General features: G+C 63.7%; 14 protein-coding genes and 1 tRNA gene. 10 read left to right on the forward strand and 5 right to left on the reverse strand.

Translation table 11 applies throughout. The annotated features are described in order from the left end of the window. Positions 1-25 precede the first annotated feature (25 nt). On the forward strand, positions 26-1,051 hold the full coding sequence (locus FCF25_RS02210) for a DUF1616 domain-containing protein (protein ID WP_137047195.1): 1,026 nt from the start codon (positions 26-28) through the stop codon (positions 1,049-1,051). A 457-nt stretch (positions 1,052-1,508) separates the two neighbouring features. After that, positions 1,509-2,000, forward strand: a complete 492-nt coding sequence (locus FCF25_RS02215) for a hypothetical protein (RefSeq protein WP_137047196.1) — start codon at positions 1,509-1,511, stop codon at positions 1,998-2,000. Between the two features lie 74 nt (positions 2,001-2,074). On the opposite strand, the gene FCF25_RS02220 is transcribed toward FCF25_RS02215, so the two are convergent. The 5 genes from FCF25_RS02220 to FCF25_RS02240 all read right to left on the reverse strand — a co-directional run bounded on the left by FCF25_RS02220 (position 2,075) and on the right by FCF25_RS02240 (position 8,269). Continuing rightward, entirely contained in the window at positions 2,075-3,361 is a 1,287-nt protein-coding gene (locus FCF25_RS02220) for an ABC transporter ATP-binding protein (protein ID WP_137047197.1), read from the reverse strand. Beyond that, positions 3,354-4,472 (reverse strand): ABC transporter ATP-binding protein, encoded by a 1,119-nt coding sequence (locus FCF25_RS02225; RefSeq protein ID WP_117594554.1) that lies wholly within the window; start codon positions 4,470-4,472, stop codon positions 3,354-3,356. Before FCF25_RS02225 ends, FCF25_RS02220 begins: the two co-directional genes overlap by 8 nt. Then, complete coding sequence (locus FCF25_RS02230) at positions 4,472-5,473, reverse strand: ABC transporter permease (protein WP_117594555.1); 1,002 nt, start codon at positions 5,471-5,473, stop codon at positions 4,472-4,474. Before FCF25_RS02230 ends, FCF25_RS02225 begins: the two co-directional genes overlap by 1 nt. Before the next feature lie 2 nt (positions 5,474-5,475). After that, entirely contained in the window at positions 5,476-6,474 is a 999-nt protein-coding gene (locus FCF25_RS02235) for an ABC transporter permease (RefSeq protein ID WP_117594556.1), read from the reverse strand. Positions 6,475-6,577: 103 nt separating this feature from the next. Beyond that, positions 6,578-8,269, reverse strand: coding sequence for an ABC transporter substrate-binding protein (locus FCF25_RS02240; RefSeq protein ID WP_117594557.1), 1,692 nt, complete (start codon positions 8,267-8,269; stop codon positions 6,578-6,580). Between the two features lie 423 nt (positions 8,270-8,692). On the opposite strand from FCF25_RS02240, the gene trmY reads away from it, so the two are divergent. The 8 genes from trmY to arcS all read left to right on the forward strand — a co-directional run bounded on the left by trmY (position 8,693) and on the right by arcS (position 17,005). Further along, positions 8,693-9,289, forward strand: a complete 597-nt coding sequence (gene trmY / locus FCF25_RS02245; protein WP_137047198.1) for a tRNA (pseudouridine(54)-N(1))-methyltransferase TrmY — start codon at positions 8,693-8,695, stop codon at positions 9,287-9,289. Continuing rightward, complete coding sequence (locus tag FCF25_RS02250; RefSeq protein ID WP_137047199.1) at positions 9,289-9,660, forward strand: CHY zinc finger protein; 372 nt, start codon at positions 9,289-9,291, stop codon at positions 9,658-9,660. The genes trmY and FCF25_RS02250 overlap by 1 nt, the downstream gene beginning before the upstream one ends. 56 nt (positions 9,661-9,716) lie before the next feature. Then, positions 9,717-9,789, forward strand: a tRNA-Pro gene (locus FCF25_RS02255). A gap of 589 nt (positions 9,790-10,378) precedes the next feature. Continuing rightward, positions 10,379-11,593, forward strand: coding sequence for a carboxylate--amine ligase (locus FCF25_RS02260; protein WP_137047200.1), 1,215 nt, complete (start codon positions 10,379-10,381; stop codon positions 11,591-11,593). Between the two features lie 109 nt (positions 11,594-11,702). Continuing rightward, the gene (locus FCF25_RS02265) at positions 11,703-12,986 is read left to right on the forward strand and encodes an arylsulfotransferase family protein (protein WP_137047201.1); all 1,284 of its coding nucleotides are present in this window, start codon (positions 11,703-11,705) and stop codon (positions 12,984-12,986) included. Positions 12,987-13,038: 52 nt separating this feature from the next. After that, positions 13,039-13,629 carry an NUDIX hydrolase gene (locus tag FCF25_RS02270; RefSeq protein ID WP_394347880.1) on the forward strand — a complete coding sequence of 197 codons (591 nt, stop codon included), beginning with the start codon at positions 13,039-13,041 and terminating at the stop codon, positions 13,627-13,629. A gap of 75 nt (positions 13,630-13,704) precedes the next feature. After that, positions 13,705-15,195: a tRNA guanosine(15) transglycosylase TgtA gene (tgtA, locus tag FCF25_RS02275; RefSeq protein WP_137047202.1), complete on the forward strand. Its 1,491-nt coding sequence runs from the start codon at positions 13,705-13,707 to the stop codon at positions 15,193-15,195. A gap of 52 nt (positions 15,196-15,247) precedes the next feature. After that, positions 15,248-17,005 carry an archaeosine synthase subunit alpha gene (arcS, locus tag FCF25_RS02280; RefSeq protein WP_137047203.1) on the forward strand — a complete coding sequence of 586 codons (1,758 nt, stop codon included), beginning with the start codon at positions 15,248-15,250 and terminating at the stop codon, positions 17,003-17,005. Positions 17,006-17,082: the final 77 nt, after the last annotated feature.

A 17,082-nucleotide genomic window follows, 5' to 3' on the forward strand; every position in this document is an offset into this window, starting at 1 on the left:
CACGGGGTACATGTAGGGAGCAAATGTGAGTAGCGAATTCGACTGGCGTCTTCTCTTGCCTGAAGGAATACGGACGTTGCCTGCGGATTTGGCAGCGGTCTCGGTATTTGTCCTTGCCACGGGTATTGCCGCGCTCTTTCCGGTAATCAGTGAGACGCCACTGCGGATCATCCTGGGGCTTCCGTTCGTGTTATTCATCCCTGGGTATGCGTTTATCGCCGCTCTTTTTCCTGAAGCAGGCGAGACTAACTCCCACCAAGATGGTGATAAAGGAGCAATCACAGACGGGGGAATTGATGGACTCGAACGGATTGCACTTTCGTTTGGGACGAGCATTGCGATCTCGCCACTCATTGGTCTCATCCTCAACTTCACTCCTTGGGGGATTCGCTTAGTCCCAATCGTCATTTCGCTGAGTGCGTTCACAATCATAGCAACGATTATCGCTGCGAATCGCCGACGGTCCCTTCCCAAAGAAGAGCAGTTTGTAGTTCCATATCGCGCGTGGATTGCAGCTGGGCGTGCAGAGCTCTTTGAACCGGATACGAAAACGGATGCAGCGCTGAACGTCATCCTCGCAGTAAGCGTCGTACTTGCCGTAGCGAGCGTAGGATACGCTGTTGCGGTCCCAAAGGAGGGAGAGTCGTTCTCTGAGCTCTATCTATTGACCGAGAACGACGATGGAGAACTCGTCGCGGATAATTATCCACAGAATCTGACGCAGGGAGAAGCAACGTCTCTGTACGTTGGAATCGGAAATCAAGAACACGAGTCAGTCAACTATACTGTAGTCGTCGAACTCCAACGCGTCGAGGTATCCAATAACTCGACGACAGTGCTCGAAGAAGAAGAGTTGCAGCGGTTTGAAACCCGACTTGCGCACAATGAGTCGTGGCGGCTTAACCATACAGTACAACCGCAACTCACCGGCGAGCGACTTCGGCTGACGTACCTATTGTATAAATCAGAACCACCTGCAGACCCAACTGTTGAAAACGCGTATCGAGAGGGCCATCTGTGGGTAAACGTTTCTCAGTCTGAATCTGGGTAAACTTAACACAGAATTGAACTGACCAATGCACAAACATTATTAATAGACCGTTCTTTCAATCCAGCAGACAAATGTTTGAGTTGAGAGAACAGCTGTTTTGGAGACAGCCGAGACCACAAGACGATATTCATCTGGGAGCAAAAAATGAAGCTTGATAGTGGATTTTCTGGATTGCCGGAAGTAGTCAACACGAAATGGAAGCTATTGATTGTACTTTTGAGTCTCACTATCGTGCTCTGCTTTATGCTCTATATGTAAACTACCCTAGTCAAGTCCACAATGTTTTGCGTTCTAGTTGTTCTCTGCGCCCTCGAGTCCCGCCTAATTCACAGCGATCCAAAGAGATAGCCCACAACGTTAGTCGTGGATAGCTTACATACACAGTCGCGTCGCGAGATCCTACCACATTCCGACGAAGTCGACAGAGCCATCTGCGCGACGCTCGATACGAACCGCTATGCCAGGGAAAGCGTCCGCCTCGTCGGACCGCGAGAGTCGGTACGGCTTCGACGAGGGCGGCAGGTCGTTCGCCGAGAGACTCGGCCAGTTCGTCCCGCAACCGTTGGCCCGGCGCGGGTTGACGATTCGGCTCGCCGTCGAGCGAACCCGCTACGAACGCGGCGAGCCGGTCGACCTGACGATCACGATACGGAACCGACTCCCGGTTCCGGTGACGGTGACGACGCCGCAGCGACGGCTCTGGGGGTGGACCGTCGACGGACTGCTGGAGGGAAGCGACGAGTCGCGGTATCTGAGCGACAGTCCGGGGTCGTTCGCCTTCCGGGCCAAGGAGACGAAAGTCATCGAGCGGACGTGGAGCGGTCGCCTCAAGCGAGTCGCCGACCGGACGACCTGGGAGCTCCCCGACCCGGGCGTTCACGAACTCGGCGCGTTCGTCGCGACCGGCGACGGTCGCCTGCACGACTCTGTAGAAATCGAACTCGGATAAACCGATTCGCCCCCGAGCGAGGCCGAAACGGAGTCGAATCAGAAGGAGAACGGACGACGGGCCAACGTTTCGCCTCAGTCGGCGTTGGCGGTGTTGTCGATTCCCTCGCGGTGGAGGTGACACGCCGCGTGGTGGACGCCCGTGCCGTACTCCGTCTCGACGGCGTAGTCGGGTTTCTCCTGCGCACAGATGCTCGGGTCGGCGAAGGACTCTTCGAGAAGCTCGTCGGCTTGCTCCCACTCGTCGCTGAGCAACAAGTCGATGGCCGTCTCGACGATGTCGCCGGCCTCGCCGCTGGGAACGCCCTGATCGAAGAACTCGTCTCGCAACTGAGCCTCGTTCTCCACCTCGAACGTCCGTCGGGAGACCGCCCGCATGAAGCGGCGAGCGCCCGTCCACTCGGACTCGGTCATCTCGTACTGTTCGGGCGCGATGAGCTTCGGACAGCGCGTGCGGAACCGACAGCCCGACGGCGGCTCGATGGGCGACGGAACGTCGCCTTCGAGGAGGCCGCGGCGGCCCTCCGCTCGGGGGTCCGGAACCGGAATCGACCCGAGCAGCGCCTGGGTGTACGGGTGTTGGGGGTTCTCGTACAGTTCCTCGGTCTCGGCGAGTTCGACCATCTGACCGAGGTACATCACGGCGACCCGGTCGGAGATGTGCCGGATGACCGAGAGGTCGTGCGCGATGAACAGGTACGTGAGGCCGAACTCGTCCTGCAGTTCCTGCATCGTGTTCAGCACCTGCGCCTGAATCGACACGTCGAGCGCCGACACCGGTTCGTCGCAGACGATGAAGTCGGGGTTGACCGCCAGCGCCCGCGCGAGGTTCACCCGTTGGCGCTGTCCGCCGGAGAACTGGTGCGGGTAGCGGTTGTAGTGCTGCGGGTCCAAGCCCACCTTCTCCAAGAGTTCGCGTGCGCGCTCCTCGCGCTCTCCTTCGTAGAGGTCGTGGGCGCGCATCGGTTCCTCGACGATGGTCCCGATCTTCATCCGGGGGTCGAGGCTGGACTGGGGGTCCTGGAAGATCATCTGCATGTCCTCACGCTGCTGGCGCAGCTGTTCGCCCGAGAGGTCGGCGATGTTGCGCCCGTTGAAGTAGACGGCTCCGTCGGTCGGCTCGACGAGGTTGAGCACCGTCCGCGCGAGCGTCGACTTCCCACAGCCGGACTCGCCGACGAGACCCAGCGTCTCGCCGCGTTCGATCTCGAAGGAGACGTCGTCGACGGCTTTCACCTTCGGTTTCGGCCAGATACTGCTGAACAGTCCCGACCCCTGCGAGTAGTGTTTCGTCAGTCCCTCGATGCGGAGTATCGTCTCCTGTTTCTCCCGCTCCTCGGACTTCGTCGTCGTGCTACTCATTGCTCTCACCTCGGGTCTCGACGAGCTCGCCGCCGAACGCGGCGGTCGCCTCCGTCTCCAGCGGTTCGGAGTCCTCGTAGCCGACGTCCTCGTACTTCACACAGGAGACGCGGTGGGTGTACCCCTCCGGCCCGCCGACGTCCTGGTAGACGGGTCGCGTCCGGCGACACACCTCGCGGGCGTCCGGACAGCGGGTGTGGAACCGACAGCCCGGCGGCGGGTTGATCGCCTCCGGCATCACGCCCTTTATCGGGTCGAGCTCCTCGACCGTCTCGTCGGGGCGCGGCATCGAGTCGAGCAGCGCCTCCGTGTAGGGGTGTTTCGTCTCGTAGAACAGGTCGTCGACCTCCGCCTGCTCGATGATCTCGCCGAGATACATCACGTTGACGCGGTCGCAGATCTCGGCGACGACGCCCATGTCGTGGGTGACCCAGAGGAAACTCGTGCCGTATTTGTCCTGCAGTTCGTCGACGAGGTCGAGAATCTGGCCCTCGACGGTGACGTCGAGCGCCGTCGTCGGCTCGTCGGCGATGATGAGGCTCGGTTCGCACGACAGCGCCATGGCGATGAGGACGCGCTGGCGCATCCCGCCGGAGAACTGGTGCGGATAGCTGTCGTAGCGCTCTTCGGGTTCGGGGATGCCGACCTCGCGGAGCATGTCGACGGCTATCTCTTTGGCCTCCGTTCCGGAGACGTCGCGGTTGATCTCGATGAACTCCTTCAGTTGGCTGCCGATGGTGAAGACGGGGTTGAGCGCCTCCATCGGGTCCTGGAAGATGATGGCGATCTCGCTACCGCGAATCTCGTCGCGCATCTGCTTGTTCGACAGCATCTCGTCGGACGGGCGGCGCTCGCCGTCCGGGCCCTCCTCGAAGTCGAGGATGACCTTGTCGCGGTACTTGACGGTACCGCCGACGACCTCGCCGGGTTCCTCGACGAGTCGCATGATGGAGCTCGTGGCGACGGATTTACCCGCGCCGGACTCGCCGACGAGGCCGACGAGCTCTCCTTCTTCCACCGTGAAGCTGATGCCGTCCACCGCGCGGACGACACCTTCCTCGGTGAAGAACTGTGTCTGCAAGTTTTCGACGGTGAGTAGTGGTTCTGCCATCAGTTGTTGATCCGTGGGTCGAGTGCGTCTCTCAGACCGTCACCGACGAGGTTGAAACCGACCACCGTGATGAGGATGGCGATGCCGGGCCAGATGCTGAACCACGGGTCCGGCAGCAGATACTGCCGAGAGGCCGAGAGCATCTGTCCCCACGAGGCCGTCGGGGGCTGTGCGCCGTAGCCGAGGAACGAGAGGCCGGCGATGATGAGGATGTTGATGCCGACCTGCAGCGTCGCCTGCACGAGCACCGGCGCGAAACTGTTCGGAACGATGTGTCTGAGGATGATGTTTCTGTCGCGTACCCCGGCGGCTCTCGCCGCCTCGATGTAATCTTCCTCGCGGACGCTCAGCACCCGCGAGCGGATGAGTCGCGCGAACGTCGGAATCGTCGCGATGCCGACGCCGACCATCGCGAACGTGAGGTTGCGCCCGAAGGCGGCCATGAACGCGATGACGAGCACGAGGAACGGGATGGCGAACAGCGTCTCGGCGGCGCGCATCAGCGCGTCGTCGATCCAGCCGCCGTAGTAGCCGGCGACCGCGCCGACGAGCGTCCCCAGCACCAGCGCGATGCCGGTGGAGACGATGCCGACCGTGATGGCGATTCGAGTGCCGTAGAACAGCCGGACGGCGATGTCACGGCCGCGGTGGTCGGTGCCGAGCGGGTGTTCGAGCGTCCCGGGCGTCATCGGGTAGATTTCGTTGGTCAGCCCGTACGGCGGAAGGAGAATCTCCGCCTGCGAGGGGTCGCGGTTGGGGTGGTACCAGAACGTCTCCGCGAACCAGAAGTCGAGGAAGACGCCGTCGACGTACGCGAACAGCGCGATGGCGGTCATGACCGCGACGATTCCCAAGCCGGCTAACGCCGTCGGGTCGCGTTTGATCTGCGAGACGGTGTACCAGATGCCGACGCGGGCCTCGAACTCGTCGTCCTGCGGTTCGCCGGCCGCGCCGCCGTTCGGTCCGTCGGTGTTCTGGGGGGTAGATGTGTCGGGTGCCATTGTCAGTCACCTCCCTCGAAGGAGACTCTCGGGTCGACGTACGCGTACGACAGGTCGGTGATGATGACACCGACGACGAAGACGACACCGAACATCAGCGTCGTCCCCATCACCAAGAGGAAGTCCTGGTTCTGAATCGCCGTAATGACGAGCCGCCCCATTCCGTTGATGGAGAAGACGGTCTCGGTCAGGACGGCACCGCCCAGCGCCGTCGTCAACTGGAGGCCGACGATGGTGATGAGCGGGAGCTGTGCGTTGCGGAAGGCGTGCTTGCGGAGGATCTTCCCCTCGCTGACGCCGTACGCGCGGGCGAGTTTGACGTACTCCTCACCCAGCACTTCGAGCATCGATGAGCGCTCGATGCGGGTGAACGCCGCCATCTGGAGCGTGCCGAGCGTGATGGTCGGCAGTATCAGATGTTGGATGGCGGTGATGACGACGTCTATCTGGTTCGACGCGCCGCCGACCGTCGTGGGGTCGGCCCACGGCATCACGAGACTCGTCGCCGGAAGCACGTTGAAGTTGTACGAGAAGATGATGATGAGCATCAGGCCGATCCAGAACGACGGCGTGCTGACGCCCAGGAGGGCGACGACGCGCGAGATGTGGTCGGCGGGCTTGTTGCGACGTTTCGCCGAGATGATGCCCAGCGGCACCGCGGTAGCGAGCGCGAACGAGAAGCTCGACACCATCAGCAGCATCGTCACGGGAAGCCGCTCCATGATCTTCTGCGTCACCGGCACCCCGTAGTAGAGGCTCTCGCCGAGGTCGAGGCGGATAACGTCGAAGAGGTAGTTGAAGTAGCGAACGTACAGTGGTTGGTCGAGGCCGAACTTCGCACGGATGGCTTCGGCCTGCTGTGCACTCGGCGAGGGGCCGAGCATGATGCTCACCGGATCGCCCGGAATCGCATCGGTCAGAAGGAACGTGATGGTCACGACTCCGAGCAGTACGGGTATCGCCTGCAGGAGTCGACCGATCGCATATCGGAGTCTACTCATTGCTGTCTGTCATCCCTGATTGCAGCCTACGGCAGTACGGTTGTGAATGTTTTCCACGGTAAGTATCGAAATACTGAACGGATAGACTCGGGCTGTGACGAGTCTACTTGTCGACCGAGACGTTGTTGTGGTTCGACGCGAGGTGGAAGCTGTCCACCGGGTGCTCCGCGAAGTCGTTCACGTAGTTCTTCACGCCGAAGCTGTTCTTGAGGTTGTACGCGGGCAGGTGTGCGCGGTCTTCGAGCACCGTCGTGATGCCCTCGGTGTAGAGCTGCTTGCGCTGCTCCTGGTCGTTGATCTCGCGAGCCTGGACGAACTTCTCGGTCGCGGTCTTCGCGCGTTCGCTGGAGTCGTGGTAGAACGTTCCGTCGGTGACGCCGAGAGTGTCCTCGGTCGCGCCGAACATGTAGTAGGTGAACGCGTCGGGGTCGGGCGAACCGGACCAACCGAGCGTGTACATGTTGTAGTCGTCCTCGCTACCGGAGACGTACTGTTCGAGGAACGCACCCCAGTCGAGCCGCTGGACTTCGACGTTGTTGAAGCCGGCTTCCTGCAGCCCGTTCGACACCGTCACGCCGATCTGTTCGCGCTTGTCGTCCGGCGGGACGATGATGCGCCACGAGTAGTCTTTGCTGACGCCGGCCTCGTCGAACAGCTTGTTCGCCTGTTCGATGTTTTTGCCGTGGGGGATCTCCTGCCACTGCTGGGCGTTGAAGCCCCAGTCGTCGATGATGGACTGCGGCAGCGGGCTGTACTGGCGGACACCGGTCGGCTCGACGTAGTTCTGGACCGCCTGGTCCATGTCGAAGCAGTAGTCGACCGCTTCGCGGACTTTGGGGTCCGTCGTCGGGCCTTCCGCGCAGTTGAACGCCATGTAGAAGTACCCGATGCCGGGCACTTCCTGGATACCGGCGTCCTGAATCTGTTCGACCGAGGAGTAGAGCTTCGGCGGAATCTCCTCGATGACGTCGTTCTCGCCGTTGCGCAGCGTCGTCACGCGGGTCGTCGACTCCTCGACGGGGACGAACTCGACCGACTGGAGGTTCGGCGTCAGGTCGCCCCAGTAGTCGTCGTAGCGGCTGATGCGGGCGAACTGCCCTTCCTGCCACTCGTCGAACTGGAACGGACCGGAGCCGACCGGTTTGCTGTTGTTGAACGCGTCTTTGTCCTCCTCGCGGACGGATTTCGGGACGATGCTCCACGCGAGCGTCGTCTCGCCGAACGCGCCGTACGGGTACGAGAGGTTGAACCGGACCGTCTTCTCCTCCGGCGTGTCGATGGACTCGACCATGTTCACTTCGGAGGCGTTCTCGGTCTCCTCTTTGACCGGTGCCTCGAAGGAGTACTTCACGTCCTCGGAGGTGACGGGGTCGCCGTTCTGGAACGTCGCGTCCTCGGCGATCTGGACGGTGTACACGGTGCCGTCGTCGTTGACCTCCGGTTCGCCCTCTGCGAGCGCGGGAACGAGTCCGGTCGACTCGTCGTACTCGTAGAGGCCCTCGAAGATGTTCTGAGAGACCTGCTGGGACGGTACGTCGTTGAGGACGATGGGGTCGAACTCGAGGGGACTCTTGACGAGACCTATCTTGAGCTGACCGCCCTGGGAGGACTGTCCGTCACCGGAGCCGTCACCGCTCTGGTTGCCGCCACCGGAGCCGTTGCCGCTCTGGTTGTCGGTGTCGTCACCGCCACCGCCACCGCTCGAACAACCAGCTACGCTTGCGATACCTGCGACGCCGAGGCCCTGGAGCATTCGACGCCGATTGATCAGTTGGGAGTTGTTATCTTTCGTCATGCGCTGTCACATCACTCGCGAAGGATACCATTTCGTCTTTGCCGATTATATAAATACCTAACGCTCTTCAGACGTATCTCTCAACAGAATTTAACAATAAGGTCCAGTTTTGGACGACTGTGGAATATTGGAGACGTTGATTGCCGGTTCATATTCTAAATGGTTCTACAGTTTGTCTATTTTCGACTCTCGTTCGGGTGTTTATCCGAGTTACCGGTATTGTAACCGTTGATTGAACCAGAGCAAGGCCAGATTCCGACCGAACGTAACTACACATCGGGTTGTGGTCTGGAAAATTCAACCACAGTTTTTTGTGCACTCATCGGAGCGGACGGCCGAGCGAGAAAACGCCGACGATTTTCGCGCCGGGACCGGCGCGCGGCGAGTAGACAGACCCAAGGCGGCTCCGCCGTCACCTCCGGTATGCGCCAGTTCGTCATCATCGGCCACGACGCCCCCACGACTTCGGCGTTCTCGCTGGACGACATCGCCGGCGGCGCGGGCCGCCTCGACGTGCTCTGTCGATGCGTCAACTCCGCGTTCTTTCTCTCGCACGCGATTCGTGAGGACGTGCGGACCCACCTCGTCCTCGGCGACGAGTACACGGTCCGATTCGAAGGGTCGGAGCTCCGACGGCTGAACCCCGACGAGCGGAGTACCGCGGCGCTGATTCGGAAGGCGCTCGACGCGCGCGAGGAGGCCATCGGCCACATGCCCGCCGAGAGCAGTCCGGGGGTTTCGCTCTACCGCATGGGGTTCGAGGCGACGCTCGACGCCGTCGCCGCCGAGTCGACGGTGATGCAGCTCCACGAGGACGGTACCCCCGTCGTCGACGTCGACCCCCCCAAAAATCCGGCGTTCGTCCTCTCGGACCACCGCGACTTCTCCGACGAGGAGGCGTCGCGTCTCGACGCCGTGGCCGACGAACGCGTGCGTCTCGGCCCCGAGACGCTGCACGCCGACCACGCTATCACCGTCGCGCACAACTACCTCGACACCGAAGCCTACACTCGATACTGATGGCTCCGGAACGCGACGATGCCGAAGGACTCGGCTTCGACGCTCGATTCGACGTTCCCCTCCGCGGCGTCGGCGTCGACGCCGACACTCGGTGCGAGCACTACGACACCGAACGGGACGTGATCGCGATCAAGTTCCCCTGCTGCGGCGTCTATTTCCCGTGTTTCGAGTGCCACGAGGCGCTCGCCGACCACGAAGCGCAGCGGTGGCCCGCCGACCGGTTCGACGACCCGGCGGTGCTGTGCGGCGTCTGCGGTGAACGGCTCTCGGTCGCGTCGTACCTCGACTCCGGCCACACCTGTCGGTCCTGCGGGGCGGCGTTCAATCCTGGGTGCGCCTCGCATGCGCAGCGATACTTCGACACGACGTGACGCAGTACCCCGCCTTTCGCAACTCTTAAACATCGTCCCGGGCAACTCAGTCGTGCGGGCCGGTGGGGTAGCTTGGTATCCTTCGGCCTTCGGGTGGCCGTAACCGCAGTTCGAATCTGCGCCGGCCCACTTCTCCCGCACTTTGCAACGACGAGCGCAGCAGGTCGCCCGTAGCGGTGTGAAAGGTTCGCCACGCGGATTCGGGCAGACCAGTCGCGCGCAGCGAAGCGAGCACGTCTGGGCGAGTTCGAATCTGCGCCGGCCCACTTCTCCCGCACTTCGCAACGGCGAGCGACGCGTAGCGGCGCAGGCATCCGGTGCCCGGGAGTCGGTGACGCCGCGAAGATAGCACCCGTCTCGGTCGTCCTAACGGACCGTTTTCTCCCGCCTCGAAGGGGCGAACACCCCCTAAATGGACAATAGACGGACACGAACGCGTCCCCGGCGGCGTCCCTCCAGTAGGACGCCCATACGTATCGAATGGGGTGCCTGTCGTCGGTGTGTCGATGGATTACGGGCGAAAAACGGTGGATTACGAGCGAAAAACTCCGAATCTCGGGCGAATATCGGTGGGATTCAGGCGTTTGATGGATAGCTGAGTTCGATTCTGAAAGACCGGAACAAAGCAGGCGTTTACGATCCGATAACTGCGTAACGTGGGGCGTAACGGGCTAAACTCAGCAGTGCATTAATGTCTTTCGAAATAGAATTGGTAAGTATGGCTAAAAACTGTGGGACGAGGGAATCGGTGTTGATTCCCACCGGACTCGGGCCGTCTCGGACGTACCCGACGATACGGTCGCTCGGACGGCGCGGAATCAACACCGTCGTCGCGTCGGAACACGACAACCCACCGGTGTTCGCCTCCCGGTACTGCGGGGAACGTCTCTCGGTGCCGGCCCCCGACGTCGACCTCGTCGGCTACAAGAACGCTCTCCTCGGCTTGGCGTCGCGTCCGGACGTTCGGACCGTCATCCCCGCGCGCGAAGAGGACGCGTACGTCTTCTCGCGCTACAGAGACGAGTTCGACGAAGTCGTCGACCTGGTCGCCCCGTCGTTCGAGGTGCTCCGGCGCTCGCAGGACAGGCTTCAGTTGGCCGCCGCCGCGGAGAAAGCGGGCGTTCCGGTGCCGGAGACGCGACTGCTCAGCGAAGTGGACGACTGGGAACCGGAACTCATCATCAAATCCCGGTACAACCTCCTCGCGGACGGGTACGTCGACGGCTACGCGCCCGGACAGTCCTCGAAAGTCAAGAGCGTCAAGCATCTCTCGCCGGGCGAACACCCCGACGTCGACGCCATCTTAGACGAGATGAAACACGACCCCATCGTCCAGGAGTACGTGACGAGTTCCGACGAGTACATGTTCGCCGGACTGTACGACCACGGGGAGCCGCTGGCGACGTTCCAGCACCGTCAGATTCGGGGCGACTCCTACGTCGGCGGCGGCGGCGTCTACCGGAAGTCCGTCTACATCGAGGAACTCGAACAGGTAGCGAACGACCTGTTGAGCGAACTCGACTGGCACGGCCTCGCGTGCGTAGAGTACATGTGCGACGCCGAGACCGGCGAGTTCAAACTCACCGAGATAAACCCTCGAATGTGGCAGTCGCTCCCGGCGACCGTTCACGCGGGTGCGGACTTCCCGTACTACTACTGGCAGGCGGCGACCGACCAGATAGACCGCATCGACCCGAGGTACGAGATCGACAGCGGGAGCCACTCGCTCCGCGGCGAACTCGGTTACGTGCTCAGTCTCTTTCGAGACGAGTCCCCGCACGTCGAGCGACCGTCGCTCGGCGCGACGGCGAGAGAGCTGTTCTCGTCGTTCTGCGAGGACCCTTACCTCGACTACACGCACGTCGACGACCTCGGACTGTTCGTCAGTGGCGCGAACCGAATGCTCCGAAACCGGCTCCACGGCTCCAGTTGAGCGCGGGACTCGCTGAGAGACCGCGACGCCGACGTCTGCGAGGGACGCGGACTCTAACGCCGCTGCCCGAACGTTCATCGTGGTTCCCGCGACAGTTATCCGTACTTCGATGGTTTCGAAACGCACGAGTGCCGCCCTCGTTCTCGCGGGCGTCGCGCTTTTCGCCGGTATGGTCGTCGTCAGCGCCGCCACCGCGCCGACTATCGGCGCGACCCAGAGCCACGACCCCGACTCGAACGAGACGATGCGGACGCTCGTCGGCTCGCAGGGCGGCGGACCGGGACTCCACGACTACGGGAGCGTTTACCTGCTCGAAAACGACGAGGTCGCCTGGCAACTCGCCGACGCCGACAGCTACTTCGACGTGACGATGCTCGACAACGGGAGCGTCATGGCGGGCTTCATGGACAGCGGGTACACCGACTGCGGCCCCTACGAGTCGCCGTGTACCCACACCGGGTTCCGCGTCATCGAACCCGGCGAGAACCCGGAGGTCGTCTCGGAGTTCAGTTTTCCCGTACGCACGCGCGCGAACAGCGAAGTGCACGACGTGGAACGACTCCCTTCCGGCGAGTTCCTCGTCAGCGACATGGAGCACGAGCGCATCATGACCGTCCGGGGCGGCGAGATAACGTGGCAGTGGAACGCCAGCAGCATCTACACGGACGGCCCCGACGACCCGACGCGCGAGGACTGGCTCCACATCAACGACGTCGACCACCTCGGCGACGACCGCTACCTCGTCTCGGTTCGCAACGCCAACCAGTTGGTCGTCGTCGAACGCGGCGAGGGCGTCGTCGAGATAATCAACGAGGACCCGAACCCCGAGGACGGACGCGTCGGCGACCCCTCGGTGCTGAACCGCCAGCACAACCCGCAGTGGCTCAACGAGGACACGATACTCGTCGCCGACTCAGAGAACGGTCGCGTCGTCGAACTCCAGCGGGGCGACGACGGCAACTGGACCGTCGGATGGGAGCTCTCCGAAGCCGAGGGCGTCGCCTTCGCGTGGCCGCGAGACGCCGACCGCTTGCCCAACGGCAACACGCTCATCACCGACTCGGCGAACCAGCGTATCGTCGAGGTCAACGAATCCGGCGAGACCGTCTGGAGCGTCCGGACGCGTCACATCCCGTACGAAGCCGAACGTCTCCCCGAGGGCGAAACGGTCGGCGGACAGCCGCACAGCGACGGCGCGAGCAGGTTCACCGGTACCGCCTCCGGCGACGTCCCCGGTATCTCGTTCCTCCTACAGGTGCTCCGCACGAGCGTGCCGCTGCCGTTCTGGGTTGCCGAGATTCACCTCGTCGTCACGCTCGTCTCGCTGGGGCTCGTCTTCGCCGGCCTCGGGACGGCGGCCCGTTCGGCGTTCGCGGCGCGGCGACGCGGCTGAGCGTCCGCCCGTCGACCGGACGATTTTTCGACTCGCCGCCGAACCACGAGACGTGAACGACGACGCCGACGCCGACGCCGACGGCGGGACCGCCAACGACGGGAGCCGCCTCGACTGGGAGACGACGGACTCGCGAATCGACTACTCCTGTCCGGGGTTCGACGTCCGCATGGACGACGTCCGCCTGCCCGACGGCACGGAGACGGATTTCCACTACGTCGACGAGCCACCTGCCGTCGTGATTCTGCCGTTCACCCCCGACGGCGACGTGGTGCTCGTAGAGGAGTGGCGACAGGCTGTCGGCCACGTCAACCGCGGTCTTCCAGCGGGCGGCACCGAACCGGACGACGACGACTTCGCCGCCGCCGCTCACCGCGAACTCGCCGAGGAGACGGGGTACGAAGCCGACACGATGGAGAAGTTCTACGTCGCCGAACCCGCCAACGGCATCGCCAACTCGGTTCACCACTACTTCGTCGCCCGCGGCTGTGAGCCGACCGCCGAGCAGGAACTCGACTTCAACGAGAGCATCCGTCCGACGACGACAAGCTACGAGGAGCTGTTGGCGGCCGTCGCCGACAACGAGATTCTGGATGGAAGGACGTCGCTCGGCGTGCTGCAGTACGAACTCGCGCGGCCGTAACTAGATTCCTCTGTTCAGTTCACCGTACCGCCGGAACGCAACCCTTACCGACGCGCCGCCGAAACGCGGCGGTGTATGCGCGACTGTTTCGAGCAGCGGCAGGGTGACACGGCCGGACGCATCGGCCAACTCACCGTGCCGCGCGCCGGGGTGACCGTCGAGACGCCGGCGCTTCTACCCGTCGTCAACCCCAACGTCCAGACGATTTCGCCCGCCCGACTCCAGTCGGAGTTCGGCGCGGAGATTCTCATCACCAACTCCTACATCATCCGCAAGACCGCGGAACTCCGCGAACGGGCGCTCGACGTGGGTCTCCACGAGATGCTCGACTTCTCGGGCGCGATCATGACCGACTCGGGGTCGTTCCAGCTGGCCGAGTACGGCGACATCGACGTGACGACGACCGAGATTCTGCAGTTCCAGAGGGATATCGGCTCCGACATCGGCACCCCCGTCGACATCCCGACGCCGCCTGATGTCCCCCGCGAGCAGGCGGAAGAGGAACTCGAAATCACCGAGCGGGCGCTCGCCGACGCCGAAGCGTTCGACGCCGGCGAGATGCTCATCAACGCCCCCGTGCAGGGCTCTACGTACCCCGACCTCCGGGAACGCGCCGCCGGTCACGCCGACGCGACGAGCCTCGACGTGTTCCCCGTCGGGGCGGTCGTCCCGCTGATGAACGCCTACCGCTACGACGACATGGTCGACGCCGTCGCCGCCGCAAAGCGCGGCCTCGGCGCCGACTGTCCGGTCCACCTCTTCGGCGCGGGTCACCCGATGATGTTCGCGCTCGCCGTCGCCATGGGCTGTGACCTCTTCGACTCCGCCGCCTACGCGCTCTACGCCCGCGACGGGCGCTATCTCACCGTCCGCGGAACCGAACACCTCGAAGACCTCGACTACTTCCCGTGTTCCTGTCCGGTCTGTTCGTCGCACACGCCAGACGAGGTCAAAAGCGCCAGCGACGCCGACACCGAGCGCCTCCTCGCCGAGCACAACCTCCACGTGACGTTCGCCGAAATTCGCCGCATCAAGCAGGCCATCCGCGCGGGCAACCTCCTCGAACTCGTCGAGGTCCGCGCCCGCGGTCACCCCGCGATGCTCGACGGCTACCGCGCGCTGCTCGACCACGCCGACCAGCTAGAGGAGTCCGACCCCGCCGCCAAAGGCTCGTTCTTCCACGTCTCCCACGAGAGCGCGCGGCGACCCGAAGTTCGCCGACACCACCGTCGCTTGGCCCGACTGGACCTCGCGGAGTACGACGACGCGCTGCTGACCGAAGGAGGGACGCCCTCCGAGAGCGAGTACGACGCCGTCTGGAAGGTCGTCCCTCCGTTCGGTCCGTTCCCCGGCGCGCTCTCGGACACGTACCCGCTGAACGCGCAGGTTCCGGACCGACTCGACGACGCGGCCCGACGGGCGGCCGCCGAGGGCGTCGCGGCGCTCGTCGCCGACAACCCCGAGGTGTCGTTCACGCTCGCGCACGACGACTGGGGAGACGGGGCGCTCGAAGCGGTCCCCGACTCCGTCGCGCTCGAACCGCTGTCGACCGTCGCGTCCGAGTGACGGCGTCGGTGGACAAAGCAAGATAGTTCACCCTCCGCCGCAGAGAGCGACCATGACCGATTACTTCGAGGTGCACGCCCGCGACGGGGCCGCTCGCCTCGGCGAACTCCGCCTGTCGGAGTCGCGCACCACGCCCGCGCTCGTCGACGACGTCGTCGAGGACGCCGGAAGCCTCTGGGCGGCCGAACGCGACGCCCCCGAGGGCGACGAGAACCGCCTGACCGTCCTCCCGCACCGCGGTTTCCCGGCGGGGACCCGCGAGGAGGTCAAGGAGTCGTTCGCCGTCGACTACCCCGACACGGACTACCCGAGCGCGGCCGTCGTCGCCGCCGACGCCGCCCGCGACGTGGGTGCGGACGCGTACATTCTCTCGGACGCCCACGGCTTCGTCGGACATGCCGCCGCTTTCAAGGACTCAGTAATCGAGGCGAGCGAGTCGCTGCCGGCCGACACCGCGCTGTACCTCTCGGGGGTCGCGACACCGACCAACGCCGCGACGCTCGTCTACGCCGGAATCGACCTCGTCGACGCCAAGCGCGCCCGGGTGAAAGGGTTCGAGGGGAAGTACCTCACGAGCGACGCCGAGTACTTCCTCGAAGACCTCGACGAACTCCCCTGCGCCTGCTCGGCCTGTCTCGGCGGCGTCGACGAGTTCACCCGCGAGGACTGCGCCGAACACAACGTCAACGCATTGAAGGCGGAGTTGGCGACCGTCCGCCGCCGCATCCGCGACGGCCGACTCCGCGACTACGTCGAGGGACAGGCCCGTCACGACGTCTGGCTCACGGCGGCGTTCCGCGAGTTCGACCAGCAGTACGGCTACCTGGAGGAGCGAACGCCCGTGATTCGGGACTCGGAACTCACCGCCGCGACCGAAGATTCGCTGCGCCGCGTCGAGATTCAGCGCTTCGCCGAGCGGGTGACGACCCGCTACCGAAACCGGTTCGACACTCCCCTGGTGCTCGTGCCGTGTTCGGCCCGAAAACCGTACAGCGAGTCGCAGAGCCACGGCCAGTACCACGACGCCGTACAGTTCCGCGCCCACCAGGTGTCGATGACCTCGCCCATCGGCGTCGTCCCGCAGGAACTCGAACTCACCTACCCCGCCCAGCACTACGACTCCGTCGTGACCGGTCGGTGGTCCGAGGACGAAAAGGAGTTCGTCACCGAGGTGCTGCGGCGCTACCTCCAGCGCAACGAGTACCCGCGCGTCGTCGCGCACGTCCCGCCGGAGGGCTACCGCGACATCGTCGAACGCGTCGAGAGAGACGTGGATACGCCGTTCGAGTACACCGTCGAAGACCACCCGACGACGACGGAGTCGCTGGCGAATCTGGCGTCGACGCTGTCGAACGAACCCAAGTATCGAAAACGAGAGCGCGAACACAACACCGTGAAAGCCATCGCCGACTACCAGTTCGGCGACGGCGCGGGCGACGCCCTGTTCGCGGACGCCGACATCAAGATGACGAGTCGCTACCCCAAACTGCAGGTCCGCGACGGCGACGGCGAGCAGTTGGCGACGATGGTGCCGCAGTACGGCGTGCTCTCCTTCACGCTCGCCGGGGCGCGACTGTGGGACGCCTCCGACGCACCGACGAAACGTATCGAGATAGACCGTTTCGTTCCGCACGGCAGCGTGCTCGCTCCCGGCGTCGTCGACGCCGACGAGGAGATCCGTCCCGGCGACGAGGTGGTCGTCGAGGGGCCGAAGGCGTTCGCCGTCGCCAGAGCGGAGATGTCGGGGCCGGAGATGGCCGAATCGACGCGCGGCGTCGCCGCCGAGGTGCGACACGTCGACGAGAAGTGACGACCGTTCACGACCGTTCACGCCGGAAATCGGGTGGCAAATTCGGAGGATAGAAGCCGCCTACGCGGCCTATTTCG

The sequence above is a fragment of the Haloprofundus sp. MHR1 genome, assembly GCF_005155585.1.
Classification (GTDB): domain Archaea; phylum Halobacteriota; class Halobacteria; order Halobacteriales; family Haloferacaceae; genus Haloprofundus; species Haloprofundus halophilus.